The sequence below is a fragment of the Pseudomonas sp. RIT623 genome, from assembly GCF_004519305.1.
Lineage (GTDB): Bacteria > Pseudomonadota > Gammaproteobacteria > Pseudomonadales > Pseudomonadaceae > Aquipseudomonas.
This window is the reverse complement of the sequence record NZ_SOZA01000015.1, coordinates 86,128-107,419: the sequence shown is the minus strand read 5'-3', so window position 1 is coordinate 107,419 and position 21,292 is coordinate 86,128. Positions and strand designations below refer to the sequence as shown.

The 21,292-nt window shown below is 66.5% G+C and carries 12 protein-coding genes; 5 read left to right on the top strand and 7 right to left on the bottom strand.

The genetic code is table 11. The features are described 5' to 3' along the window. Positions 1 to 49: 49 nt before the first annotated feature. From ccoP to ccoN, 4 genes are read right to left on the bottom strand one after another with little or no spacing between them, the layout of a single operon-like run. Positions 50 to 991 (bottom strand): cytochrome-c oxidase, cbb3-type subunit III, encoded by a 942-nt coding sequence (ccoP, locus tag E3U47_RS12790; RefSeq protein ID WP_134691798.1) that lies wholly within the window; start codon positions 989 to 991, stop codon positions 50 to 52. Then, positions 988 to 1,179: a cbb3-type cytochrome c oxidase subunit 3 gene (locus E3U47_RS12785; protein WP_134691797.1), complete on the bottom strand. Its 192-nt coding sequence runs from the start codon at positions 1,177 to 1,179 to the stop codon at positions 988 to 990. Before E3U47_RS12785 ends, ccoP begins: the two co-directional genes overlap by 4 nt. A 5-nt stretch (positions 1,180 to 1,184) precedes the next feature. After that, on the bottom strand, positions 1,185 to 1,793 hold the full coding sequence (gene ccoO / locus E3U47_RS12780; protein ID WP_038705714.1) for a cytochrome-c oxidase, cbb3-type subunit II: 609 nt from the start codon (positions 1,791 to 1,793) through the stop codon (positions 1,185 to 1,187). A gap of 13 nt (positions 1,794 to 1,806) precedes the next feature. Further along, positions 1,807 to 3,231, bottom strand: coding sequence for a cytochrome-c oxidase, cbb3-type subunit I (gene ccoN, locus E3U47_RS12775; RefSeq protein WP_050706570.1), 1,425 nt, complete (start codon positions 3,229 to 3,231; stop codon positions 1,807 to 1,809). Between the two features lie 49 nt (positions 3,232 to 3,280). On the opposite strand from ccoN, the gene E3U47_RS12770 reads away from it, so the two are divergent. Further along, on the top strand, positions 3,281 to 3,973 hold the full coding sequence (locus E3U47_RS12770) for an alpha/beta family hydrolase (protein WP_134691796.1): 693 nt from the start codon (positions 3,281 to 3,283) through the stop codon (positions 3,971 to 3,973). 55 nt (positions 3,974 to 4,028) lie between these two features. On the opposite strand, the gene E3U47_RS12765 is transcribed toward E3U47_RS12770, so the two are convergent. Together E3U47_RS12765 and E3U47_RS12760 are read right to left on the bottom strand one after the other, a co-directional pair. After that, entirely contained in the window at positions 4,029 to 4,313 is a 285-nt protein-coding gene (locus E3U47_RS12765; protein WP_134691795.1) for a pyrimidine/purine nucleoside phosphorylase, read from the bottom strand. Positions 4,314 to 4,385: 72 nt separating this feature from the next. Beyond that, positions 4,386 to 4,937 (bottom strand): exonuclease domain-containing protein, encoded by a 552-nt coding sequence (locus tag E3U47_RS12760; protein WP_134691794.1) that lies wholly within the window; start codon positions 4,935 to 4,937, stop codon positions 4,386 to 4,388. Positions 4,938 to 5,147: 210 nt separating this feature from the next. On the opposite strand from E3U47_RS12760, the gene E3U47_RS12755 reads away from it, so the two are divergent. Both E3U47_RS12755 and E3U47_RS12750 read left to right on the top strand, forming a co-directional pair. Continuing rightward, complete coding sequence (locus E3U47_RS12755) at positions 5,148 to 5,942, top strand: ABC transporter substrate-binding protein (RefSeq protein WP_134691793.1); 795 nt, start codon at positions 5,148 to 5,150, stop codon at positions 5,940 to 5,942. Positions 5,943 to 6,005: 63 nt separating this feature from the next. After that, positions 6,006 to 7,019, top strand: a complete 1,014-nt coding sequence (locus E3U47_RS12750; protein ID WP_134691792.1) for a GNAT family N-acetyltransferase — start codon at positions 6,006 to 6,008, stop codon at positions 7,017 to 7,019. Between the two features lie 109 nt (positions 7,020 to 7,128). On the opposite strand, the gene E3U47_RS12745 is transcribed toward E3U47_RS12750, so the two are convergent. Continuing rightward, a complete protein-coding gene (locus E3U47_RS12745; RefSeq protein ID WP_134691791.1) occupies positions 7,129 to 7,656 on the bottom strand; it encodes an RNA polymerase factor sigma-70 in 528 nt (175 codons plus the stop codon). A 308-nt stretch (positions 7,657 to 7,964) separates the two neighbouring features. On the opposite strand from E3U47_RS12745, the gene E3U47_RS12740 reads away from it, so the two are divergent. Next, positions 7,965 to 20,912, top strand: coding sequence for a non-ribosomal peptide synthetase (locus E3U47_RS12740; protein ID WP_134691790.1), 12,948 nt, complete (start codon positions 7,965 to 7,967; stop codon positions 20,910 to 20,912). Between the two features lie 97 nt (positions 20,913 to 21,009). Then, a complete protein-coding gene (locus tag E3U47_RS25220) occupies positions 21,010 to 21,276 on the top strand; it encodes a hypothetical protein (protein ID WP_256660267.1) in 267 nt (88 codons plus the stop codon). The last annotated feature ends 16 nt before the right edge of the window (positions 21,277 to 21,292 follow it).

Sequence of the window (21,292 nt, the reverse complement as noted above, 5' to 3'; positions counted from 1 at the left end):
CCTGAAGGGCGCTGGGCCCATAGGAGCCGGCTTGCCGGCGAAGCGGGTGTTACTTGGCGGTTACGGTTTCCGCGGCTTGATCCTGCGACAGGCTATACACATAGGCCGCCAGCAGGTGGACCTTGTCATTGCCCTGGATGTCGGCCTGGGCCGGCATCTGGCCCTGACGGCCGTAACGGATGGTCTGCTGCAGTTGGGCGAAGCTCGAGCCGTAGATGAACGCCTGCGGGTGGGTCAGGTTGGGCGCGCCCATGGCCGGGGTGCCCTTGCCTTCAGGACCGTGGCAGGCCACGCAGTTGCTGGCGAAGATCTCCTTGCCCTTGGCCGGGTCGGCCTTGGCGTCCGCCGGCAGCTGGCGGCCGTCGAGGTTGGTCAGCACGAAGGCCGCCACATCGGCCACGCCCTGTTCGCCGATCACCGTGGACCAGCCCGGCATGACCCCGTGGCGGCCGTTCATGATGGTGGCCTTGATGGTCTGGGCGTCACCGCCCCAGCGCCAGTCGCTGTCGGTCAGGTTGGGGAAGCCGTAGGAACCCTTGGCGTCGGAGCCGTGGCACACCGAGCAGTTGGAGGCGAACAGCCGGCTGCCCATTTTCAGCGCTTGCGGGTCCTTGGCCACTTCCTCCACTGGCATGGCGGCGTACTTGGCGAAGATCGGTCCGAACTTGGCGTCGGCCTTGTCCATCTCTTTCTGCCATTCGTCCACCTGGGTCCAGCCGTTCTCGTAGCCGGGCAGGATGCCTTTCCAGTTGCCCAGGCCCGGGTAGAGGATCAGGTAGCCGACCGAGAACACCAGGGTGCCGACGAACAGCCAGAACCACCATTTGGGCAGCGGGTTGTCGTACTCCTCGATGCCGTCGAAGCTGTGGCCCATGGTCTGGTCGGTGGTGTCGCTGCTCTGGCCCTTGCGGGTGCTGAGCAGCAGCCAGGTCAGGCCGATCAGGCTGCCGATGGTCAGTACGCTGATATACGTACTCCAGAAGGTGGTCATTGCCCGTTACTCCTCATGGCAGGTTCCTGCCCGGCAGGGGGCAGGCGGTCGTCGACGAAGGGCAGTAGGCGCGCTTCGGCGAAATCTCGGTCGCGGCGGCGGTTGAACACCCACAGTGACAAGCCGATGAAGGCAATCATCACCACCAGGGTGCCCAGGCCGCGGATCATGCCGATGTCTAGGTCCATCGCACTCACCTCTTGTTCTTGATCGCGGTGCCGAGCACCTGCAGGTAGGCGACCAGCGCGTCCATCTCGGTCTTGCCCTTGACCGCGTCCTTGGCGCCGGCGATGTCGTCGTCGGTGTACGGCACGCCCAGGCTGCGCAGAACGCGCATCTTGACGTCGGTGTGGCTGTTATCGACCTGCGAGGACACCAGCCACGGGTAAGACGGCATCTTCGACTCCGGCACCACGTTGCGCGGGTTGTACAGGTGCGCGCGGTGCCAGTCGTCCGAGTAGCGGCCGCCGACGCGGGCCAGGTCCGGCCCGGTGCGCTTGGAGCCCCACAGGAACGGGTGGTCCCACACGCTCTCGCCGGCCACCGAGTAGTGGCCGTAGCGCTCGGTCTCGGCGCGGAACGGCCGGACCATCTGCGAGTGGCAGCCCACGCAGCCTTCGCGGATGTAGATGTCGCGGCCTTCCAGTTGCAGGGCGGTGTAGGGCTTCATGCCTTCGACCGGCTTGTTGGTGACGTCCTGGAAGAACAGCGGGACGATTTGCGTAAGGCCGCCGATGCTGACGGCGAACACCATCAGCAGGGCCATCAGGCCTATGTTTTTCTCAACGACTTCGTGTTTCATCAGGCTCTACTCCTCAAGCCAGCTGGGCGTTGGCGGTGGCTTGCTCGGCAGCCGGGGCACGCACGGTGCGCCAGGTGTTCCAGGCCATCAGGAACATGCCGCTGAGGAAGATCACGCCGCCGACGAAGCGCACGACGAAGCCTGGGTGGCTGGCCACCAGGGTTTCGACGAACGAGTAGGTCAGCGTGCCGTCGCTGTTGACCGCGCGCCACATCAGGCCCTGGGCGATGCCGTTGACCCACATCGAGGCGATGTACAGCACGGTGCCGATGGTGGCCAACCAGAAGTGCGCGTTGATCAGGCCGAGGCTGTACATGCGCTCCTTGCCGAACACTTTCGGAATGGTGTGGTACAGCGCGCCGATGGAGATCATCGCCACCCAACCGAGCGCGCCGGCGTGGACGTGGCCGATGGTCCAGTCGGTGTAGTGGGACAGGGCGTTGACCGTCTTGATGGCCATCATCGGGCCTTCGAAGGTGGACATGCCGTAGAACGCCAGGGAGACGACCAGGAAGCGCAGGATCGGGTCGCTGCGCAGCTTATGCCAGGCGCCCGAGAGGGTCATCATGCCGTTGATCATGCCGCCCCAGCTTGGTGCCAGGAGGATCAGCGACATGATCATGCCCAGCGACTGCGCCCAGTCGGGCAGGGCGGTGTAGTGCAGGTGGTGGGGGCCGGCCCAGATGTACAGGGTGATCAGCGCCCAGAAGTGGACGATCGACAGGCGATACGAATACACCGGGCGTTCAGCCTGCTTGGGCACGTAGTAGTACATCATCCCCAGGAAACCGGCGGTGAGGAAGAAGCCCACGGCGTTATGGCCGTACCACCACTGCACCATGGCATCGGTGGCGCCCGCGTACAGCGAGTAGGACTTGGTCAGGCTGACCGGCACTTCCAGGTTGTTGACGATATGCAGGATCGCCACGGTCAGGATGAAGGCGCCGAAGAACCAGTTGCCCACGTAGATGTGCTTGGTGTTGCGCTTCATCAGCGTGCCGAAGAACACCACGGCATAGGCGACCCAGACGATGGTGATCAGGATGTCGATCGGCCATTCCAGTTCGGCGTATTCCTTGGTGCTGGTGTAGCCCAGTGGCAGGCTGATCGCCGCCAGCAGGATCACCAGTTGCCAGCCCCAGAAGGTGAACGCGGCCAGGCGTGGCGCGAACAGGGTGGTCTGGCAGGTGCGTTGCACCGAATAATAGGAGGTGGCGAACAGGGCACAGCCGCCGAAGGCGAAGATCACCGCGTTGGTGTGCAAGGGTCGCAGGCGGCCGAAGCTGGTCCACGGCAGGTCAAGGTTGAAGGCGGGCCAGGCGAGCTGGGCGGCAATGAAGACGCCGAGCCCCATCCCGACGATGCCCCACACCACCGTCATGATGGCGAATTGGCGGACCACCTGATAGTTGTAGGCGGTACTGCTGGTTGTGTTCATGTATGGGTTCCCATCCACGGTTATAGGCAGGCTAAACAGCGAGGCAAGCATGATTAATGGGCAAAGTGCCGGTATTGACGGGGATCAATGGGCGAAGATCGCAAATGTCCCAGGCTTGCGCTGCGATCCGCCGAAAATCCCGGGGGATCGCGGCGTTTGCGCTTGCCTGATCCTGGCCCATGGCGCCGGTGCGCCAATGGACAGTGGCTTCATGGAGGACATGGCGCAAAGGCTGGCGGGGCAAGGGGTAGGGGTGGTGCGCTTCGAGTTTCCGTACATGGCCGAGCGGCGTGTCAGCGGCGGTAAACGGCCGCCCAATCCGCAGAAGGTGTTGCTGGAAACCTGGCGGACTGTATACGAACAGGTGCGACCTTTGGTCGCAGGTAAATTGGCCGTTGGCGGCAAGTCCATGGGCGGGCGCATGGCCAGTTTGCTGGCCGACGCGCTTGGCGCGGATGCGCTGGTGTGCCTGGGCTATCCGTTCTACGCGGTGGGCAAGCCGGAAAAACCCCGGGTAGAGCACCTGGCGGGGCTGCGCACGCGCACGCTGATCGTGCAGGGCGAGCGCGATGCCCTGGGCAATCGTGAGGCGGTGGCGGGGTATGAACTAGCGCCGGCGATCGAGTTGCACTGGCTGGCGGCGGCGGATCATGACTTGAAGCCGTTGAAGGTTTCCGGGTTCAGCCATGAGCAGCATCTGCAGACGGCGGCGGAGACGGTGGCGGGGTTCTTGCGCAATTGAAGTCGCGGAGCAAGCCCACGTGGAAGCGGGCTTGCTCCGCGCCAGAGGCTGGCGCTTAGTCGCGGTACTCGCACAGGTAGGCGGTATCGACGGCGACCTTGAGCTGGAACTTGCTGTCGGCCGGCACGTTGAACTGGCTGCCGGCGGCGAATTTCTCCCAGTTGTCGCTGCCCGGCAGCTTGACCGTCAGGGCACCGGAGACCACGTGCATGATCTCACGCTTGGCGGTGCCGAACTCGTACTCACCCGGTGCCATGACGCCGACGGTAGCCGGACCTTCATGGCCTTCGAAGGCGATCGACTTGACGGTGCCATCGAAGTACTCATTGACCTTGAACATGGGGCGGCTCCTGAAAAGGGCTGAAAAATGGGCTGGCCAGTATGCCCAAGGCCCGCTGCGGCGTCATCTGTTTCAGGCATCCCCCGCCGGTAGGCTCAAGGGCAGCAGGCGGGCGGTGTTGCGCGCATCCTCCAGGGCCCGATGCTGGCGCCCGGAAAACTGCAGCCCGGCCAGTTGCAGGGCGCCATTCAACCCCGCCGGTCGTTGCAACTGGCGGGCCTTGGCGAAGCGCTGTTTGAGGTTGATGTGCGGCAACTGCGCCAGCAGGCTTTGCACCTGGTGCAACTGCCATTCTTGCAGCAACTGCTTGCGGTCGTAGTCGCCCCAACTGACCCAGGCCTGCAACTGTCCCTGGTGATGCTCCAGCCAGCGCTCGAACTGCCGCCAGACCTCGGCGAACGGCGCGGCGCCGTCGACGTCGGCCTGGCGAATGTGGGTCAGCTCGCGACAGAACGGGGTCAGTTGCGGTCGCCGCCTGGGCCGCACGAAACGCTGGAAATGCTCGACCTCGCGGCCGTCGCGGGTGACCAGGCTCGCGCCGATCTCGATGACTTCCATATCCGTGACCGGCCAGCCACCTTCGTCGGTGGTGGCTTCCAGGTCGATCACCAACCAATGGCCCATGCCAGGCTCCCTATCAATGCACAAAAGACCAACTGCAAGGCCCCAGGGTTTGTCCGAAAACGGGGCGCCGGCGCGCGGGCCAGTAGAGCGTAGCCAAAGTCGGCGCGCACGGCATCCCCTGGCACTTTGGCATATCCAGCGGTTGTGCCGGTCAGGGAAAACGCCTAGCTTAGGCGCATTAAGGTCCCAACCCGTGATGAGTGTCCTGACTTGATCCCTTTGCCCAGCCTCAAGCTGTCGTCCATCTTGCTGCTGTTCGCCACCTTGTTGCTGACAGCTGCGGCGCGGGCCGACGAGGCCCGTGAGGTGAAGGTCGGCGCGGCGCACTTCCCGCCTTACACGGTGCGCCCGGAGCAGGGGGCCGATACTGGCCTGTTGCCGCAGTTGGTGGAGGCGCTGAACCGGATGCAGGGGCAGTACCGTTTCGTCCTGGTGCCAACCTCGATCCCCAGGCGCTTCGGTGATTTCCAGCAGGGCCGCACCGACATGGCGATCTTCGAGAACCCACAGTGGGGGTGGCAGGGCATCGCGCACAAGGCCGTGGACATGGGCCTTGAGGATGCCGAGATCTTCGTCAGCCGCCAGCAGGCCGAGCGTGACCAGCGTTATTTCGATGACCTCGACGGCAAGCGTCTGGCGCTGTTCAACGGCTATCACTATGCCTTTGCCGATTTCAACCCGGATCCGGGCTACTTGAAGAAGCGCTACCGGGCGACCCTGACCTACTCCCACGACAGCAACCTGAACATGGTCGAGCGCGGGCGTGCCGATGTCGCCCTGGTAACCCGTTCGTACCTGATCGACTTTCTCAAGCGCAATCCCGGCAGCGCATTGATGGCTTCGGAGCGGGTCGACCAGGTCTACCATCACTACGCGTTGCTGCGCCCCGACGCACCGATCAGCCCCGAGGCGTTCGCCGGGCTGCTGCGGGGCCTGCGCGAGAACGGCGAGCTGCTGCGTATCTTCCAGCCCTACAAGATCACTGTCGCAGCCCCGCGCGACTAAATTGCCTGGGGCGGGTCACGTTCACAGGAGTGAGCCTTCTTTCACTTACCGTGAGCCATGATCATGCCGTTCGATGCCGCTACGCCCCCCCTTTGCGCACCCCGGTGGCGCACCCTGCATGCCGACGAGGGCGATTGCCGCCTGAGTCTCGCCCTGGAAGGGCGGCCGTTGATCGGCGTGCGCCTGGCGCCGGAAGAGGCGCTGCATGTGCACCTCGAGCAGCTTTGCCCTGAGCGCCCTGAACAGGCGTTGTGGGCGGCCTGTTACTGGTTGCTGTCCCGTGATCCAGGATGTCAGCGCCTGGTCTGGCACTTGTCTGATGTGCAGTCGCAGGCCCTGGCCAGCGGCTTGTTGGTGCCGGGTGAGGCGCCGGGGCAGTACCTGTGCGAGCGCGCGTTGTTCTGGCAATTGCCTCAGCCGTGGCTGGGTGAGTCGCGGGCCGATGTCTACCCGCAGCAGATGCAGATCAGCCAAGGCAAGCGTCACCCACGCCGTGCGCCCAAGCCGCGCGGCGAGGTGTACCGGCGGTTCGACGCACGCCTGGGGGCCTGGGTGTCGTTGCGCACCCTGGAGATCGAACAGGATCTGGAGCGTTTCAATCGTTGGCAGAACAACCCGCGGGTTGCGCAGTTCTGGCAGGAGGGCGGCACGCTGGCGCAGCACCGCGAATACCTCGGCAAGCTCGAGCAGGACCCGCATACCCTGACCCTGGTCGGCTGCTTCGACGATGAGCCCTTTGCCTATTTCGAGGCCTACTGGGCCAAGGAAGACCGTATCGCGCCGTTCTACCCGGCCGACGACTACGACCGTGGCGTCCATATGCTGGTGGGGGAAGAGGCACACCGCGGGCCGCACAAGGTGGCTAGCTGGCTGTCGGCGCTGGTCCACTACCTGTTCCTCGACGACCCGCGCACCCAGCGGGTGGTGGCCGAACCGCGCGCCGACAACGGCAAGATGATCGGCTACATGCACGACCAGTGCTTCCACTGCGAGAAGGAATTCGATTTCCCGCACAAGCGTGCGGCGCTGATGATCCTGGGGCGTGAGCGGTTCTTCGATCGCTGTACCTTGGCGTGAGACGCGCTGCCCTGTAGGACTCGGCGTTGCCTGCTGTGCCAGCAAGGCTGGCTCCTACGGGGTCGTGGTGGGAACTGTGTAGGAGCCGGCTTGGCGGCGAACTGTGCAGTCAGCCCAGGCGGCTGCTTTTGCGGCAGTGGATCAGCGCATCGCGAATCATGAAATTGACCAGCGTCGGCGAGACCCCGAGCTCCTTGGCGATGTCCTTTTGCGGCACGCCGTGCAGCCGGTACATCTCGAAGGCATAGCGGGTGCGCGCGGGCAGTTCGTTGAGCGAGGCGGCAATGTGTTCGAGGGTGGCGAGGTTGATGTGGGTGGCTTCGGGCGAGGCGTTCTGGATGACCACGTTCAGGCCCTCCTCTTCACTGCCGGAGTACTTCAGCTCCATGGCCTGCTTGCGGTAGTGATCGATGGCCAGGTTGCGCACGATCTGGAACAGGTAGCTGAGCTGGGCCTTGAACGATGACGTGATCTGCGGGGCGGCACTGAGCCGGAAGAACGCGTCCTGCACCACATCCTCGGCGCGTGAGCGGCAGCCGGTGATGCGTGCCGCGATCTTGACCAGGATATTGCGGTTGTCGACGAACGCCTGGAGTAACGGTGAATCGCACTTACTTGTGGATAGTTGTTCCGCCATGGAAATCACCTTGTCTCGGAGGGGAAAGGGAGCACAGCCCGAAGGGATGCTTCCTACGACGTGCGACAAGCTATTCGTAATGATAATGATTGTCAAATACGAAAGTTAATGAGTTTCGATTGATTTCAGTTCTAAGCGTTGACACTGTGAAGCACGTCAACCTTGCCGCTTGCGTCGGCCTGTCCCGGGGCTAATTTCTGCCCTGGTTTATCCGTTCCCCTGTGTACATCCGGCTGCCGAGCGCTGCCCGCCTGTCATGCGCGGGGCCAGCCAGGCACGACTCACCCAGACACTGGCAGGAACATTCCATGACGGACGCCTTCGAACTCCCGCACTCGCTGGTCCAGGCCCTGGCGCAACGCGCCGCCCAGACCCCGGAGCGGATTGCCTTGCGCTTTCTCGCCGACGCGCCCGGTGAACAGGCAGTGCTCAGCTACCGGGACCTCGACCAGCGCGCTCGCGCCATTGCCGCGGCCTTGCAGGCCCGTGCCGGCTTTGGCGAGCGCGCCGTGCTGCTGTTCCCCAGCGGGCCGGACTATGTCGCGGCGTTCTTCGGCTGCCTGTACGCCGGGGTGATCGCCGTGCCGGCCTACCCGCCGGAATCCTCGCGCCAGCACCACCAGGAGCGCCTGCTGTCGATCATCGCCGACGCCGAGCCGCGCCTGCTGCTGACCGTAGAGGCGTTGTGTGACAGTTTGCAGGGCCTTGATGCCCTGGCCGCGGATAACGGCCCGACCCTGCTGGCGGTGGACCGCCTGGACCCGCAGCTCGCCGCGCAATGGCGCGAGCCGTCGCTGGCGGGGCATGACATCGCCTTCCTGCAATACACCTCTGGCTCCACCGCGTTGCCCAAGGGCGTGCAGGTCAGCCACGGCAACCTGGTGGCCAACGAGCAACTGATCCGCCACGGTTTCGGCATCGACCTCAACCCCGATGACGTGATCGTCAGCTGGCTGCCGCTGTACCACGACATGGGCCTGATCGGCGGCCTGTTGCAGCCGATCTTCAGCGGCGTGCCATGCGTGCTGATGTCGCCGGGCTACTTCCTTGCCCGGCCACTGCGCTGGTTGCAGGCTATCAGCGAATATGGCGGCACCATCAGCGGTGGCCCTGACTTCGCCTACCGCCTGTGCAGCGAGCGGGTCAGCGAATCGGCCCTGGCCGGACTCGACCTGAGCCGTTGGCGCGTGGCCTATTCCGGCTCCGAGCCGATTCGCCAGGACAGCCTCGAGACCTTTGCCGCGAAGTTCGCCGCCTGTGGCTTCGAGCCCAGCAGCTTCTTCGCCAGCTACGGCCTGGCCGAGGCCACCCTGTTCGTCAGCGGCAGCCGCCGTGGCCAAGGCATCGGCGCCCTGGAGCTGGACGCCGAGGCATTCGCCGCCAACCGCGCCGAAGCGGGCCAGGGCAGCGTGCTGATGAGTTGCGGTTATCCGCAGCCGGGCCACGCGGTGCGCATTGTCGAGCCGCAGCGCCTGGAGGCGCTGGGCGATAACCAGGTTGGTGAAATCTGGGCGGCCGGCCCGAGCATCGCCCTGGGCTACTGGCGCAACCCCGAGGCTAGCGCCCGCACCTTCGTCGAGCGCGATGGCCAGACCTGGCTGCGCACCGGCGACCTGGGCTTCATGCGTGACGGCGAAGTGTTCGTCACCGGCCGGCTCAAGGACATGCTGATCGTCCGCGGCCAGAACCTCTACCCACAAGACCTGGAAAAGACCCTGGAGCGCGAGGTCGGCGACCTGCGCAAGGGGCGGGTGGCGGTGTTCGCCGTCGACGACCAGGGCGAGGAGGGCATCGGCGTGGCGGTGGAGGTCAGCCGCAACGTGCAGAAAGCCCGTCAACCCGATGAGTTGATCAACACGCTGCGCCGGGTAATCGCCGATGCCTGTCGTCAGGCGCCGGCAGTGGTGCTGCTGCTCAATCCGGGAGCCTTGCCCAAGACTTCCAGCGGCAAGCTGCAACGTTCGGCATGCCGCCTGCGCATGGACGACGGCAGCCTCGATTGCTACGCGCGTTTCCCGTCTGCGCCGGCGCAAGCGAACGCCAATACCACCGGCGACGACTTGCAAGCGCGTATCGCCGCTATCTGGCGTGAGCTGCTGGGCGTGGAAGCGGTCGCGGCGGATGATCATTTCCTGCTGTTGGGTGGCAACTCCATCGTCGCCACCCAGGTGAGCGCGCGGTTGAGTGATGAGCTCGGTATCCAGCTGAGTTTGCGAACCCTGTTCGAAGCGCCGACCCTGGCCGACTACAGCGCCGCGGTGGCGGCCATTCTCGCGGGTGGCAACAGCGTCGTCGGGCGCATCGACCGCCAGGGCCGTGACCAGGCGTTGGCCCAGTCGCTGGCGCAGAATCGGTTGTGGTTGCTGTGGCAGCTTGAGCCGCAATCGGCCGCCTACAACATTCCGGCTGGCCTGCACCTGCGTGGTGAGCTCGATGAGGACGCCCTGCAGGCTAGCTTCCAGGCCTTGGTGGCGCGCCACGAATCCCTGCGCACAGTCTTCGACGAGGTCGATGGCCAGGCCCTGCAACGCATCCTGCCGAGCCTGCCGCTCAGCGTGCAGCGCCTGGACCTGGAGGGCCTCGAGGCCGACGAAGTGGCGGCGCGCCGCGAGCAGGAAGCGCAACAGCCCTTCGACCTGCGCCAAGGGCCGCTGCTGCGGGTGACCCTGGCGCGCCTCGACGACGAGCAGCACCAGTTGTGGGTAACCCTGCACCATATCGTTGCCGACGGCTGGTCGCTGAATATCCTGCTCGACGAGTTCGCCCGCCTGTACGCCGCCCAAGGCCAGCCGGTGAGCCTGGCCGAACTGCCTCTGGGCTACGCCGACTACGGCAACTGGCAGCGCCAGTGGCTGGCCGACGGCGAAAGCGCCCGCCAACTGGCGTACTGGCAAGCCAAGCTCGACGGCGAGCTGGCGGTGCTCGACCTGTGCACCGACCAGCCGCGGGCCAGCCTGCGCGATCGGCGTGCCGCGCGTCTGAGCGTCAAGGTGCCGACCAAGCTTGGCGCTGCCCTCAAGGACCTGGCCCGTGACCAGCAGGCCAGCCTGTTCATGGTCCTGCTTGCCGGCTGGCAAGCGCTGCTGCACCGCTACAGCGGCCAGGGCGATATCCGCGTCGGCGTGCCCAACGCCAACCGCCCGCGCCAGGAAACCCAAGGCATGGTCGGTTTCTTCATCAACACTCAGGTGCTGCGCGCCGAGCTCGATGGCCGCCTGCCATTTGCCCAACTGCTGGGCCAGGTGCGCCAGGCGACCCTGGAGGCCCAGGCGCATCAGGACCTGCCGTTCGAGCAGTTGCTCGAAGCGCTGCCGCAGGCCCGCGAGCAAGGGCTGTTCCAGGTCATGTTCAACCACCAGCAACGCGACCTGTCGGCCCTGCGTCGGCTGCCCGGCCTGCTGGCCGAGGAACTGCCGTGGCACAGTCGCGAAGCCAAGATCGACCTGCAACTGCACAGCGAGGAAGACCACCAGGGCCGCCTGACGCTGGCTTTCGACTACGCCGTCGGGTTATTCGAACCCGCCACCGTCCAGCGCCTGGCCGGCCATCTGCTGGCGTTGCTGGAGCAAGTCTGCGCCGTGCCGGACCTCGCCCTTGGCGAAGTGCAACTGCTGGATGAGCAGAGCCGTGCGCAACTGCTGAGTTGGGGCCAAGCCCCGATGGCCAGCGCGCCCGGGCTGGTCGTCGAGCAGCTCAACGAGCAGGCCCGGCAGACCCCCGAGCGCACCGCGTTGGTCTGGGACGGCGGCCAGCTCGACTATGCCGAGCTGCACCAGCAGGCCAACCGCCTGGCGCACTACCTGCGCGACAAGGGCGTCGGCCCCGATACCTGCGTGGCCATCGCCCTGGAGCGCTCGCCACAGCTGCTGGTCGGTTTGCTGGCGATCCTCAAGGCCGGCGGCGCCTACGTGCCGCTCGACACCGACTACCCGGCCGAGCGCCTGGCCTACATGCTCGCCGACTGCAAGGCCGGCCTGCTGCTCAGCCACAGCGACCTGCTCGACACGCTGCCCCAGGTCGACGGCGTCAGCGCCATCGCCCTCGACCAGTTGCACCTGGACAGCTGGCCGAGCCAGGCTCCGGGCCTGCGCTTGCATGGCGACAACCTGGCCTATGTGATCTACACCTCCGGTTCCACCGGCCAGCCCAAGGGCGTGGGCAACACCCATGCCGCCCTGGTCGAGCGCCTGCACTGGATGCAGCAGGCCTACGCGCTGGACGCCAGCGACGTGCTGATGCAGAAGGCGCCGATCAGCTTCGACGTGTCGGTGTGGGAGTGCTTCTGGCCACTGCTCAGCGGCTGCAAGCTGGTGCTGGCCGGCCCTGGCGAGCACCGCGATCCGCAGCGTATCGCGCAGTTGGTCCAGCAGCATGGGGTGACCACGCTGCACTTCGTGCCGCCGTTGCTCCAGGTGTTCGTACAGGAACCGCTGGCCGCCGGTTGCAGCAGCCTGCGCCGCTTGTTCTCCGGCGGCGAGGCGTTGTCCGCGGCGCTGCGCGACCGTGTGCTGCAACTGCTGCCCCAAGTGCAACTGCACAACCGCTATGGGCCGACCGAGACCGCGATCAACGTCACCCACTGGCACTGCCAGGCCAGCGACGGCGAGCGCTCGCCGATCGGCCGGCCGTTGGGCAATGTGCTGTGCCGGGTGCTGGACGATGAATTCGAACTGACCGCGCCGGGTGTGCCGGGCGAGCTGTGCCTGGGCGGCGCGGGCCTGGCCCGTGGTTACCTTGGCCGTGCCGGCCTGACCGCCGAACGTTTCGTGCCCCAGCCCGACGGTGATGGCGCACGGCTGTACCGCAGCGGCGACCGAGCCCGCTGGCAGGTGGGCAGCGCCGCGCTGGATTACCTCGGGCGCCTTGACCAGCAGGTGAAGGTGCGTGGCTTCCGTGTCGAGCCTGAAGAGGTCCAAGCCGTGCTGCTGTCCCAGGCAGGCGTCGAGCAGGCGTTGGTGCTGATCCACAAGGATGCCGTGGCTGCACAGTTGGTGGGCTACTACAGCGGAGTCGAACAGACCGCCGCCTTGCTCGCCACCCTGGCCGAGCACCTGCCGGCCTACATGGTGCCAGCGCAACTGATCCACCTGGCACAGATGCCCCTGGGGCCAAGCGGCAAGGTCGAGCGCAAGGCGCTGCCGGCCCCGGTATGGCAGCAGCGCGAACATGTCGAGCCGCAGTCGGCGCTGCAACAGCAGGTCGCGGCGATCTGGCGCGAGGTGCTGAACCTGCCGCGCATTGGCCTGCAGGATGATTTCTTCGCCCTGGGCGGTCACTCGTTGCTGGCCACCCAGATCGTCTCGCGTACCCGCCAGGCGCTGGATGTCGAGCTGCCGCTCAAGGCCTTGTTCGAGGCCAGCGAACTGGGCGCGTTCTGTGCCGAGATCGCCCGCCTGCAGGACAGTGGCGCGCGTAACCAGCAAGGCGCCATCGCCCGGGTCGACCGCCGCCAGGCGGTTCCGCTGTCCTACTCGCAGCAGCGCATGTGGTTCCTCTGGCAGATGGAGCCGGACAGCCCGGCCTACAACGTCGGTGGCATGGCCCGCCTGCGCGGCGCGCTGCACGTGGACGCCTTCGAGCGCGCCCTGCAAGCGCTGATCGTGCGCCACGAAACCCTGCGCACCACCTTCCCCAGCATCGACGGCAAGCCCTACCAGTGCGTGGCCGACGACAGCAACCTGCAACTGGCATGGCACGACTTCAGCGGCATCGACGCCGAGGCGCGCGAGCAGCGCCTGCAGCAGCTGGCCGACGACCAGGCGCACCAGCCGTTCGACCTGGAGCGCGGGCCGCTGCTGCGTGCCTGCCTGGTCAAGGCCGGCGAGCGCGAGCACTACTTCGTGCTGACCCTGCACCATATCGTCACCGAAGGCTGGGCCATGGATATCTTCGCCCGCGAACTGGGCGAGCTGTACGAGGCTTTCGTCGATGAGCGCGAGTCGCCGTTGGCGCCGCTGGCGGTGCAGTACCTGGACTACAGCGTGTGGCAGCGCCAGTGGCTCGAAGGCGGCGAGGGCGCCCGGCAACTGGCCTACTGGCAGGCGCGCCTGGGCGCTGAGCACCCGGTGCTGGCACTGCCGGCCGACCGGCCGCGCCCGGCGGTGCAGAGCCACCGTGGCGCGCTGTACCGCTTCGATCTGGACCCGGCGCTGGTCCAGCGCGTGCATGCCTTCAACAGCCAGCAGGGCCTGACCCTGTTCATGACCATGACCGCCACCCTGGCCGCGCTGCTGCACCGCTATAGCGGTCAGCGCGACCTGCGCATCGGCGCGCCAGTGGCCAATCGCATCCGCCCGGAGAGCGAGGGGCTGATCGGCGCCTTCCTCAACACTCAGGTGCTGCGCTGCGAGCTGGACGGGCAGATGAGCGGCCAAGCGCTGCTCGAGCAGGTGCGCCAGGCCATCATCGAAGGCCAGTCGCACCAGGACCTGCCGTTCGATCAATTGGTCGAAGCCTTGCAGCCGCCGCGCTCGAGTGCCTATAACCCGCTGTTCCAGGTGATGTGCAACGTACAGCGCTGGGCGTTCCAGCAAAGCCGCGAGCTGGCCGGCATGCAGGTCGACTACCTGGTCAACGACGCCAGCGCCACCAAGTTCGACCTGTACCTGGAGGTCACCGACCTCGACGGCCGCCTGGGCTGCTGCTTCACCTACAGCCGCGACCTGTTCGACGAGCCGCGTATCGCGCGCATGGCCGAGCACTGGCAGCAGCTGCTGGTGGCCTTGCTCGACAACCCGGCCCAGCGCCTGTGCGAACTGCCGATGCTCGGCGCGGCCGAGCAGCAGCGCCTGATCGGCCAGCTCCAGGGCGCCCAGGATTTCACCCTCGACCAGACCCTGCACGGCCTGTTCGCCGCCCAGGCCGAACGCACTCCCGCAGCCCTGGCATTGACCTTCGCCGGCCAGCACCTGAGCTACGCCGAGCTGGACCAGCAGGCCAACCGCCTGGCCCGCGCCCTGCGCGAGCGCGGGGTCGGTCCGCAGGTGCGCGTCGGCCTGGCGCTGGAGCGCTCGCTGGAAATGGTGGTCGGCCTGCTGGCGATCCTCAAGGCCGGTGGCGCCTATGTGCCGTTGGACCCGGAATACCCACTCGACCGCCTGCGCTACATGATCGAGGACAGCCGCCTGGGCCTGTTGCTCGGCCAGCGTGAACTGCTCGAGCGCCTGGCGCCATTGCCCGAGGGCGTGGCCAGCTGGTGCCTGGAGGACGATGCCGCTAGCCTGTCGGCCTACAGCGACGCGCCGCTGGACAACCTCAACCTGGCGCAGCATCAGGCCTACCTGATCTACACCTCCGGTTCCACCGGCAAGCCCAAGGGCGTGGTGGTCAGCCATGGCGAGATCGCCATGCACTGCCAGGCGGTGATCGCCGAATTTGGCATGCGCAGCGACGACTGCGAACTGCACTTCTATTCGATCAATTTCGACGCCGCCAGCGAGCGGCTGCTGACCCCCTTGCTGTGTGGCGCCCGTGTGGTGCTGCGCGCCCAGGGTCAATGGGACGCCGAGGAAATATGCCAACTGGTGCGCTCCCAGCAGGTCAGCATTCTCGGATTCACCCCAAGCTACGGCAGCCAGCTGGCCCAACACCTGGCCATGCAAGGCGAACAACTGCCCGTGCGGCTGGTGATCACCGGCGGCGAAGCCTTGACCGGCGAACACCTGCAGCGCATTCGCCAGGCGTTCACGCCGCAGCAGTTCTTCAATGCCTATGGCCCGACCGAAACGGTGGTCATGCCGTTGGCTTGCCTGGCGCCTGAAACGCTACCCATCGACGCCGGCAGCGTGCCGATTGGCCGGGTGATCGGTGCCCGTAGCGCCTATATCCTCGACGAGGACCTGGCCTTGCTGGCGCAGGGCGGTATCGGTGAGTTGTACATCGGTGGCGCCGGCCTGGCCCAGGGCTACCATGACCGCCCGGGGCTCAGCGCCGAGCGCTTCGTCGCCGACCCGTTCAGCCCTGACGGTGGGCGCCTGTACCGCACCGGCGACCTGGTGCGGCTGCGCGCCGACGGGCTGGTGGAGTACATCGGCCGCGCCGACCAGCAGGTGAAGATCCGTGGCTACCGTATCGAGCTCGGTGAAATCGAGAGCAGCCTGCAAGCGCACGCGGATGTCGACGAAGCCGTGGTCCTGGCCCTCGACCTGCCAGGCGGCAAGCAACTGGTAGGTTATCTGGTGTGCCGGCAGGCGACTGGCGACAGCGAGGCCCAGGCCCTGCTGCGCGAAGCGGTCAAGGCCGATGCCCGCCTGCAACTGCCGGACTACATGGTGCCGGCCCACCTGGTACTGCTCGAGCGCCTGCCGCTGATGGGCAATGGCAAGCTCGACCGCCGGGCGTTGCCGGCCCCAGACCTGGAACAGGCGCGTCAGCACTACCAGGCCCCGGCCAACGAGCTGGAAAGCCAGCTGGCGCAGGTCTGGCACGAGGTACTCAACGTTTCGCGCATCGGCGTGCAGGACAACTTCTTCGAACTGGGCGGCGACTCGATCCTGTCGATCCAGGTGGTCAGCCGTGCCCGCCAGCTGGGCCTGCAATTCACCCCGCGCGACCTGTTCCAGCACCAGACCATCCAGACCCTGGCGGCGGTGGTGACCCGCAGCGCGGCGCCCAGCGACATAGAACAAGGAGCACGCCAGGGACGCACCGGCCTGACGCCGATCCAGCACTGGTTCTTCGACAGCGAGGTGGCGCAACCGCAGCACTGGAACCAGGCGGTGCTGCTGGAGGCACGCCAGCCGTTGCAGGCCGAGCTGCTGGAACAGGCGCTTGGCGCGTTGGTGGCGCACCACGACAGCCTGCGCCTACGGTTTAGCCAGGCCAATGGCCGCTGGCAGGGCGACTACGCTCAGCTGGTCGCCCAGCCCCTGCTATGGACCGCCACGGTCAGCGATTTCGCGGACTGCCAGGCACTGTATACCGATGTGCAGCGCAGCCTCGACCTTGACCAGGGGCCGCTGTTGCGCGCCTTGCTGGTGACCGACGCCCAGGGCGGGCAACGCCTGTTGCTGGCGATCCATCACCTGGTGGTCGACGGTGTGTCCTGGCGCGTGCTGCTGGAAGACCTGCAGGCGCTGTACCGCGGTCAAGCGCTGGCGGCCAAGACCCACGCCATGGGCGACTGGGCGGCGCGCCTGGCCAGCTATGCCGGTAGCGACTCGCTGCGCGACGAGCTGAGCTGGTGGGAAAGCCAATTGGGCGACGCGCGCCTCGAGCTGCCCTGCGACCATCCTCAGGGCGGCAATTTGCAGCGCCATGCCCAGAGCCTGGCGATCGAACTGGATTGCGAGCAGACCCGACAGTTGCTGCAACAGGCCCCGGCGGCCTATCACACCCAGGTCAATGACCTGCTGCTGACCGCCCTGGCGCGCACCCTGTGCCGTTGGGTCGGTACTGACCAGGTGCTGGTGCAGCTCGAAGGTCATGGCCGCGATGGGCTGTTCGAGGATATGGACCTGACCCGCAGCGTGGGTTGGTTCACCAATGCCTATCCGCTGAGCCTGAGCCCCGCCCAAGGTGAAGACGAAGCGGCGCGGGCGGCGTCGATCAAGGGCATCAAGGAGCAGTTGCGCCAGGTACCGCACAAGGGCCTGGGTTATGGCGTGCTGCGCTACCTGGCCGACCAGGCTGTGCGCGAGCGCATGGCGGCCTTGCCCCAGGCGCGCATCACCTTCAACTACCTCGGCCAGTTCGACCAGCAATTCGACGCCGCGGCGTTGTTTCAGCCGCTGGATGCCCCGGCGGGGCAGGCCCACGACCTGGATGCTGCGCTGGCGAACTGGCTCAGCGTCGACGGCCAGGTGTATGGCGGTGCCTTGCAGCTGCGCTGGACGTTCAGCGCCGAGCGCTTCGAAGCGTCGACCATCGCCGAGTTGGCCGATGCCTATCGCCAGGAGCTGTTGGCCCTGGTCGCGCACTGCCTGGCCGAGGGCAACGGCAGCTTCACGCCGTCGGACTTCCCGCTGGCGCAACTTACCCAGGAGCAGATCGACGCGCTGCCGGTGCCGGCCGCCGAGATCGAGGATGTCTACCCGCTGACGCCGATGCAGGAAGGCCTGTTGTTGCACACCTTGCTGGAGCCGGGCACTGGCCTGTACTACATGCAGGACCGCTACCGGATCAACAGTGCCCTGGACCCCGAACGCTTCACCCTGGCCTGGCAGGCCGTGGTGGCGCGGCATGAGGCCTTGCGCGCCTCGTTCAGCTGGAACGCCGGCGAGGCGATGCTGCAGATCATCCACAAGCCAGGCAAGTTGGCGGTGGACTACCAGGACTGGCGCGGCCTCGACGAAGCCGCCCAGGAGCTGCGCCTGCAAACCCTGCACAAACAGGAGCGCGAGGCTGGCTTCGAGCTGCTGCGCGAGGCGCCGTTCCACCTGCGCCTGGTGCGGGTGGACGAGGCACGCTACTGGTTCATGATGAGCAACCATCACATCCTCATCGATGCCTGGTGCCGCTCGCTGCTGATGAACGACTTCTTCGAGCTGTATCAGGCCCTGGGTGAAGGCCGCCAGGCGACGTTGCCGGTGCCGCCGCGCTACCGCGACTACATCGGTTGGCTGCAACGCCAGGACCTGGCCGAGGCGCGCCAATGGTGGCAGGCCAACCTGGCCGGTTTCGAGCGCGCCACGGCAATCCCCAGCGACCGACCACTGCGCCATGACCACGCCGGCGACGGCATGATCGTGGGTGATTGCTACACCCGCCTCGAGGTCAGTGAAGGCGCGCGGCTGCGCGAGTTGGCCCAGGCCCATCAGCTCACCGTCAATACCTTCGCCCAGGCGGCCTGGGCCCTGACCCTGGCGCGCTACAGCGGCGAACGCGACGTGGTGTTCGGCGTCACCGTGGCCGGGCGTCCGGTGAGCCTGCCGCAGATGCAACGCACGGTTGGCCTGTTCATCAACAGCATCGCCTTGCGCGTGCAACTGCCCCGGCCGGGTGAGCGGCGCAGCGTGCGCCAGTGGTTGCAAGGCTTGCTCGAGCGCAACATGCAGCTGCGTGAGTACGAATACCTGCCGCTGGTGGCGATCCAGGAGTGCAGCGAGCTGCCCAAGGGCCAGCCGCTGTTCGACAGCCTGTTCGTGTTCGAGAACGCCCCGGTGGAAACCGCGGTACTCGACCATGCCCAGCATTTGAACGCCAGTTCCGACTCGGGCCGGACCCACACCAACTTCCCGCTGACCGCGGTGTGTTACCCAGGGGATGACCTGGGCCTGCACCTGTCGTTCGACCAGCGCTATTTCGACTTCCCTACCGTCGAGCGCCTGCTGGCCGAGTTCAAGCGCCTGCTGCTGGCGCTGGTCGCGGGCTTCGACGGCGAGGTGGACGCGCTGCCATTGCTCGGCGCCGAGGAGCAACGCTTCCTGCTCGAGGACTGCAACCGCAGCGCGCACCCCTATGCCTTGGAGCAGAGCTACGTCGAGCTGTTCGAGGCGCGGGTCGCCGCGCATCCGCAACGCACTGTCGCCCGTTGCCTGGAGGCGTCCTACGACTACGCCGGGCTGAACGTCGCGGCCAACCGCCTGGGGCATGCCCTGGTCGCGGCGGGCGTGGCCATCGACCAGCCGGTGGCGTTGCTGGCCGAGCGTGGCCTGGCGCTGCTGGGCATGATCGTCGGCAGCTTCAAGGCCGGCGCCGGCTACCTGCCGTTGGACCCGGGCCTGCCGGCGGCGCGCCTGCAACGCATCGTCGAGCTCAGCCGCACGCCGGTGCTGGTGTGCAGCGCCGCCTGCGCCGAGCAGGCGCGCCAGTTGCTCGATGAAGTGGCTGGCGTGGTGCGGCCGAAGTTGCTGGTGTGGGAAGAGGTGCAGGCGAGCAACGTGGCCAGCGACAACCCTGGTATCCACAGCGCCCCGGACAACCTCGCCTATGTGATCTACACCTCCGGCTCCACCGGCCTGCCCAAGGGCGTGATGGTCGAGCAGCGCGGCATGCTCAACAACCAACTGAGCAAGGTGCCGTACCTGGCGCTGGACGAGCAGGACGTGATCGCCCAGACCGCCTCGCAGAGCTTCGACATTTCGGTGTGGCAGTTCCTCGCGGCGCCGCTGTTCGGCGCCACGGTGCAGATCGTGCCCAACGCCATCGCCCACGATCCGCAGGGCCTGCTGGCGCATGTCGAGGACACCGGTATCACTGTGCTCGAAAGCGTGCCGTCGCTGATCCAGGGCATGCTCGCCAGCGACCACCAGGCCCTCGACGGCCTGCGCTGGATGCTGCCCACCGGCGAGGCGATGCCACCGGAACTGGCTGCCCAGTGGCTGCAGCGCTACCCGGACATTGGCCTGGTCAACGCCTACGGCCCGGCGGAATGCTCGGACGATGTGGCGTTCTTCCGCGTCGATGCCGCCTCGACCCAAGGCAGCTACCTGCCGATTGGCACGCCGACCGACAACAACCGCCTGTACCTGCTTGGCGAGGACCAGACTTTGGTGCCGCTGGGTGCGGTGGGCGAGCTGTGTGTCGCCGGTACCGGCGTCGGCCGTGGCTATGTGGGTGATCCGCTGCGTACTGCCCAGGCGTTCATCCCGCATCCTTACGGCGCACCGGGTGAGCGGCTGTATCGCACTGGCGACCTGGCCCGCCGACGACCGGATGGGGTGTTGGAATACGTGGGGCGCATCGACCACCAGGTGAAGATCCGTGGTTATCGCATCGAGCTGGGCGAGATCGAGGCGCGCCTGCATGAGCAGCCGCAATTGCGCGATGCCGCGGTAGGTGTGCAGGAGGGCGTCAATGGCAAGCACCTGGTCGGTTACCTGGTGGCCCACCAGGGCGTCGCCGCCGATGCCGACCTGCTCGACCAGCTAAAGCAACGCCTGCGCGCCGAACTGCCGGAGTACATGGTGCCGCTGCACTGGGGCTGGTTCGACAGCCTGCCGCACAACGCCAACGGCAAGCTCGACCGCAAGGCGCTGCCGGCCATCGACATCGGTGGCCAGCACAGCCAGGCCTACCTGGCGCCGCGCGACGCGCTCGAGGAAACCCTCGCCGGCATCTGGGCCGATGTGCTCAAGGCCGAACGGGTAGGGGTGCGCGACAACTTCTTCGAGTTGGGCGGGCATTCGCTGCTGGCCACGCAGATCGCCTCGCGGGTGCAGAAGGCGTTGCAGCTCAATGTGCCGCTGCGGGCGATGTTCGAGTGCAGCACGGTGGAGGAATTGGCCGGCTACGTGCAGGGGTTGCAGGACAGTGCGCTGGACGAGGACAAGGTCGATCGCCTGAGCGACCTGATGGCGGAGCTGGAGGCCCTGTAGGCGCCGGCATGGCCGGTGCCAGGCACCGCGTTGCCTGGTTCGCCAGCAAGGCTGGCTCCTAGGGGGCAGGGTGCGGCGCAAACCTGTAGGAGCCGGCTTGCCGGCGAACACCGGCATGGCCGGTGCCAGGCACCGCGTTGCCTGGTTCGCCAGCAAGCTGGCTCCTACGGGGCAGGTGCGGCGCAAACCTGTAGGAGCCGGCTTGCCGGCGAACACCGGCATGGGCGGTGCCAGGCACCGCGTTGCCCGGTTCGCCGGCAAGCTGGCTCCTACGCAGGCGCAATGGCGTCATGAGCAGAGCATTGTGGCGCCTGGCCAGCATGTAAGCCGCACCCTTGCCAGTGCTACCCTGCGCAGCTTCTAGCCAAGGATTTTCCAGG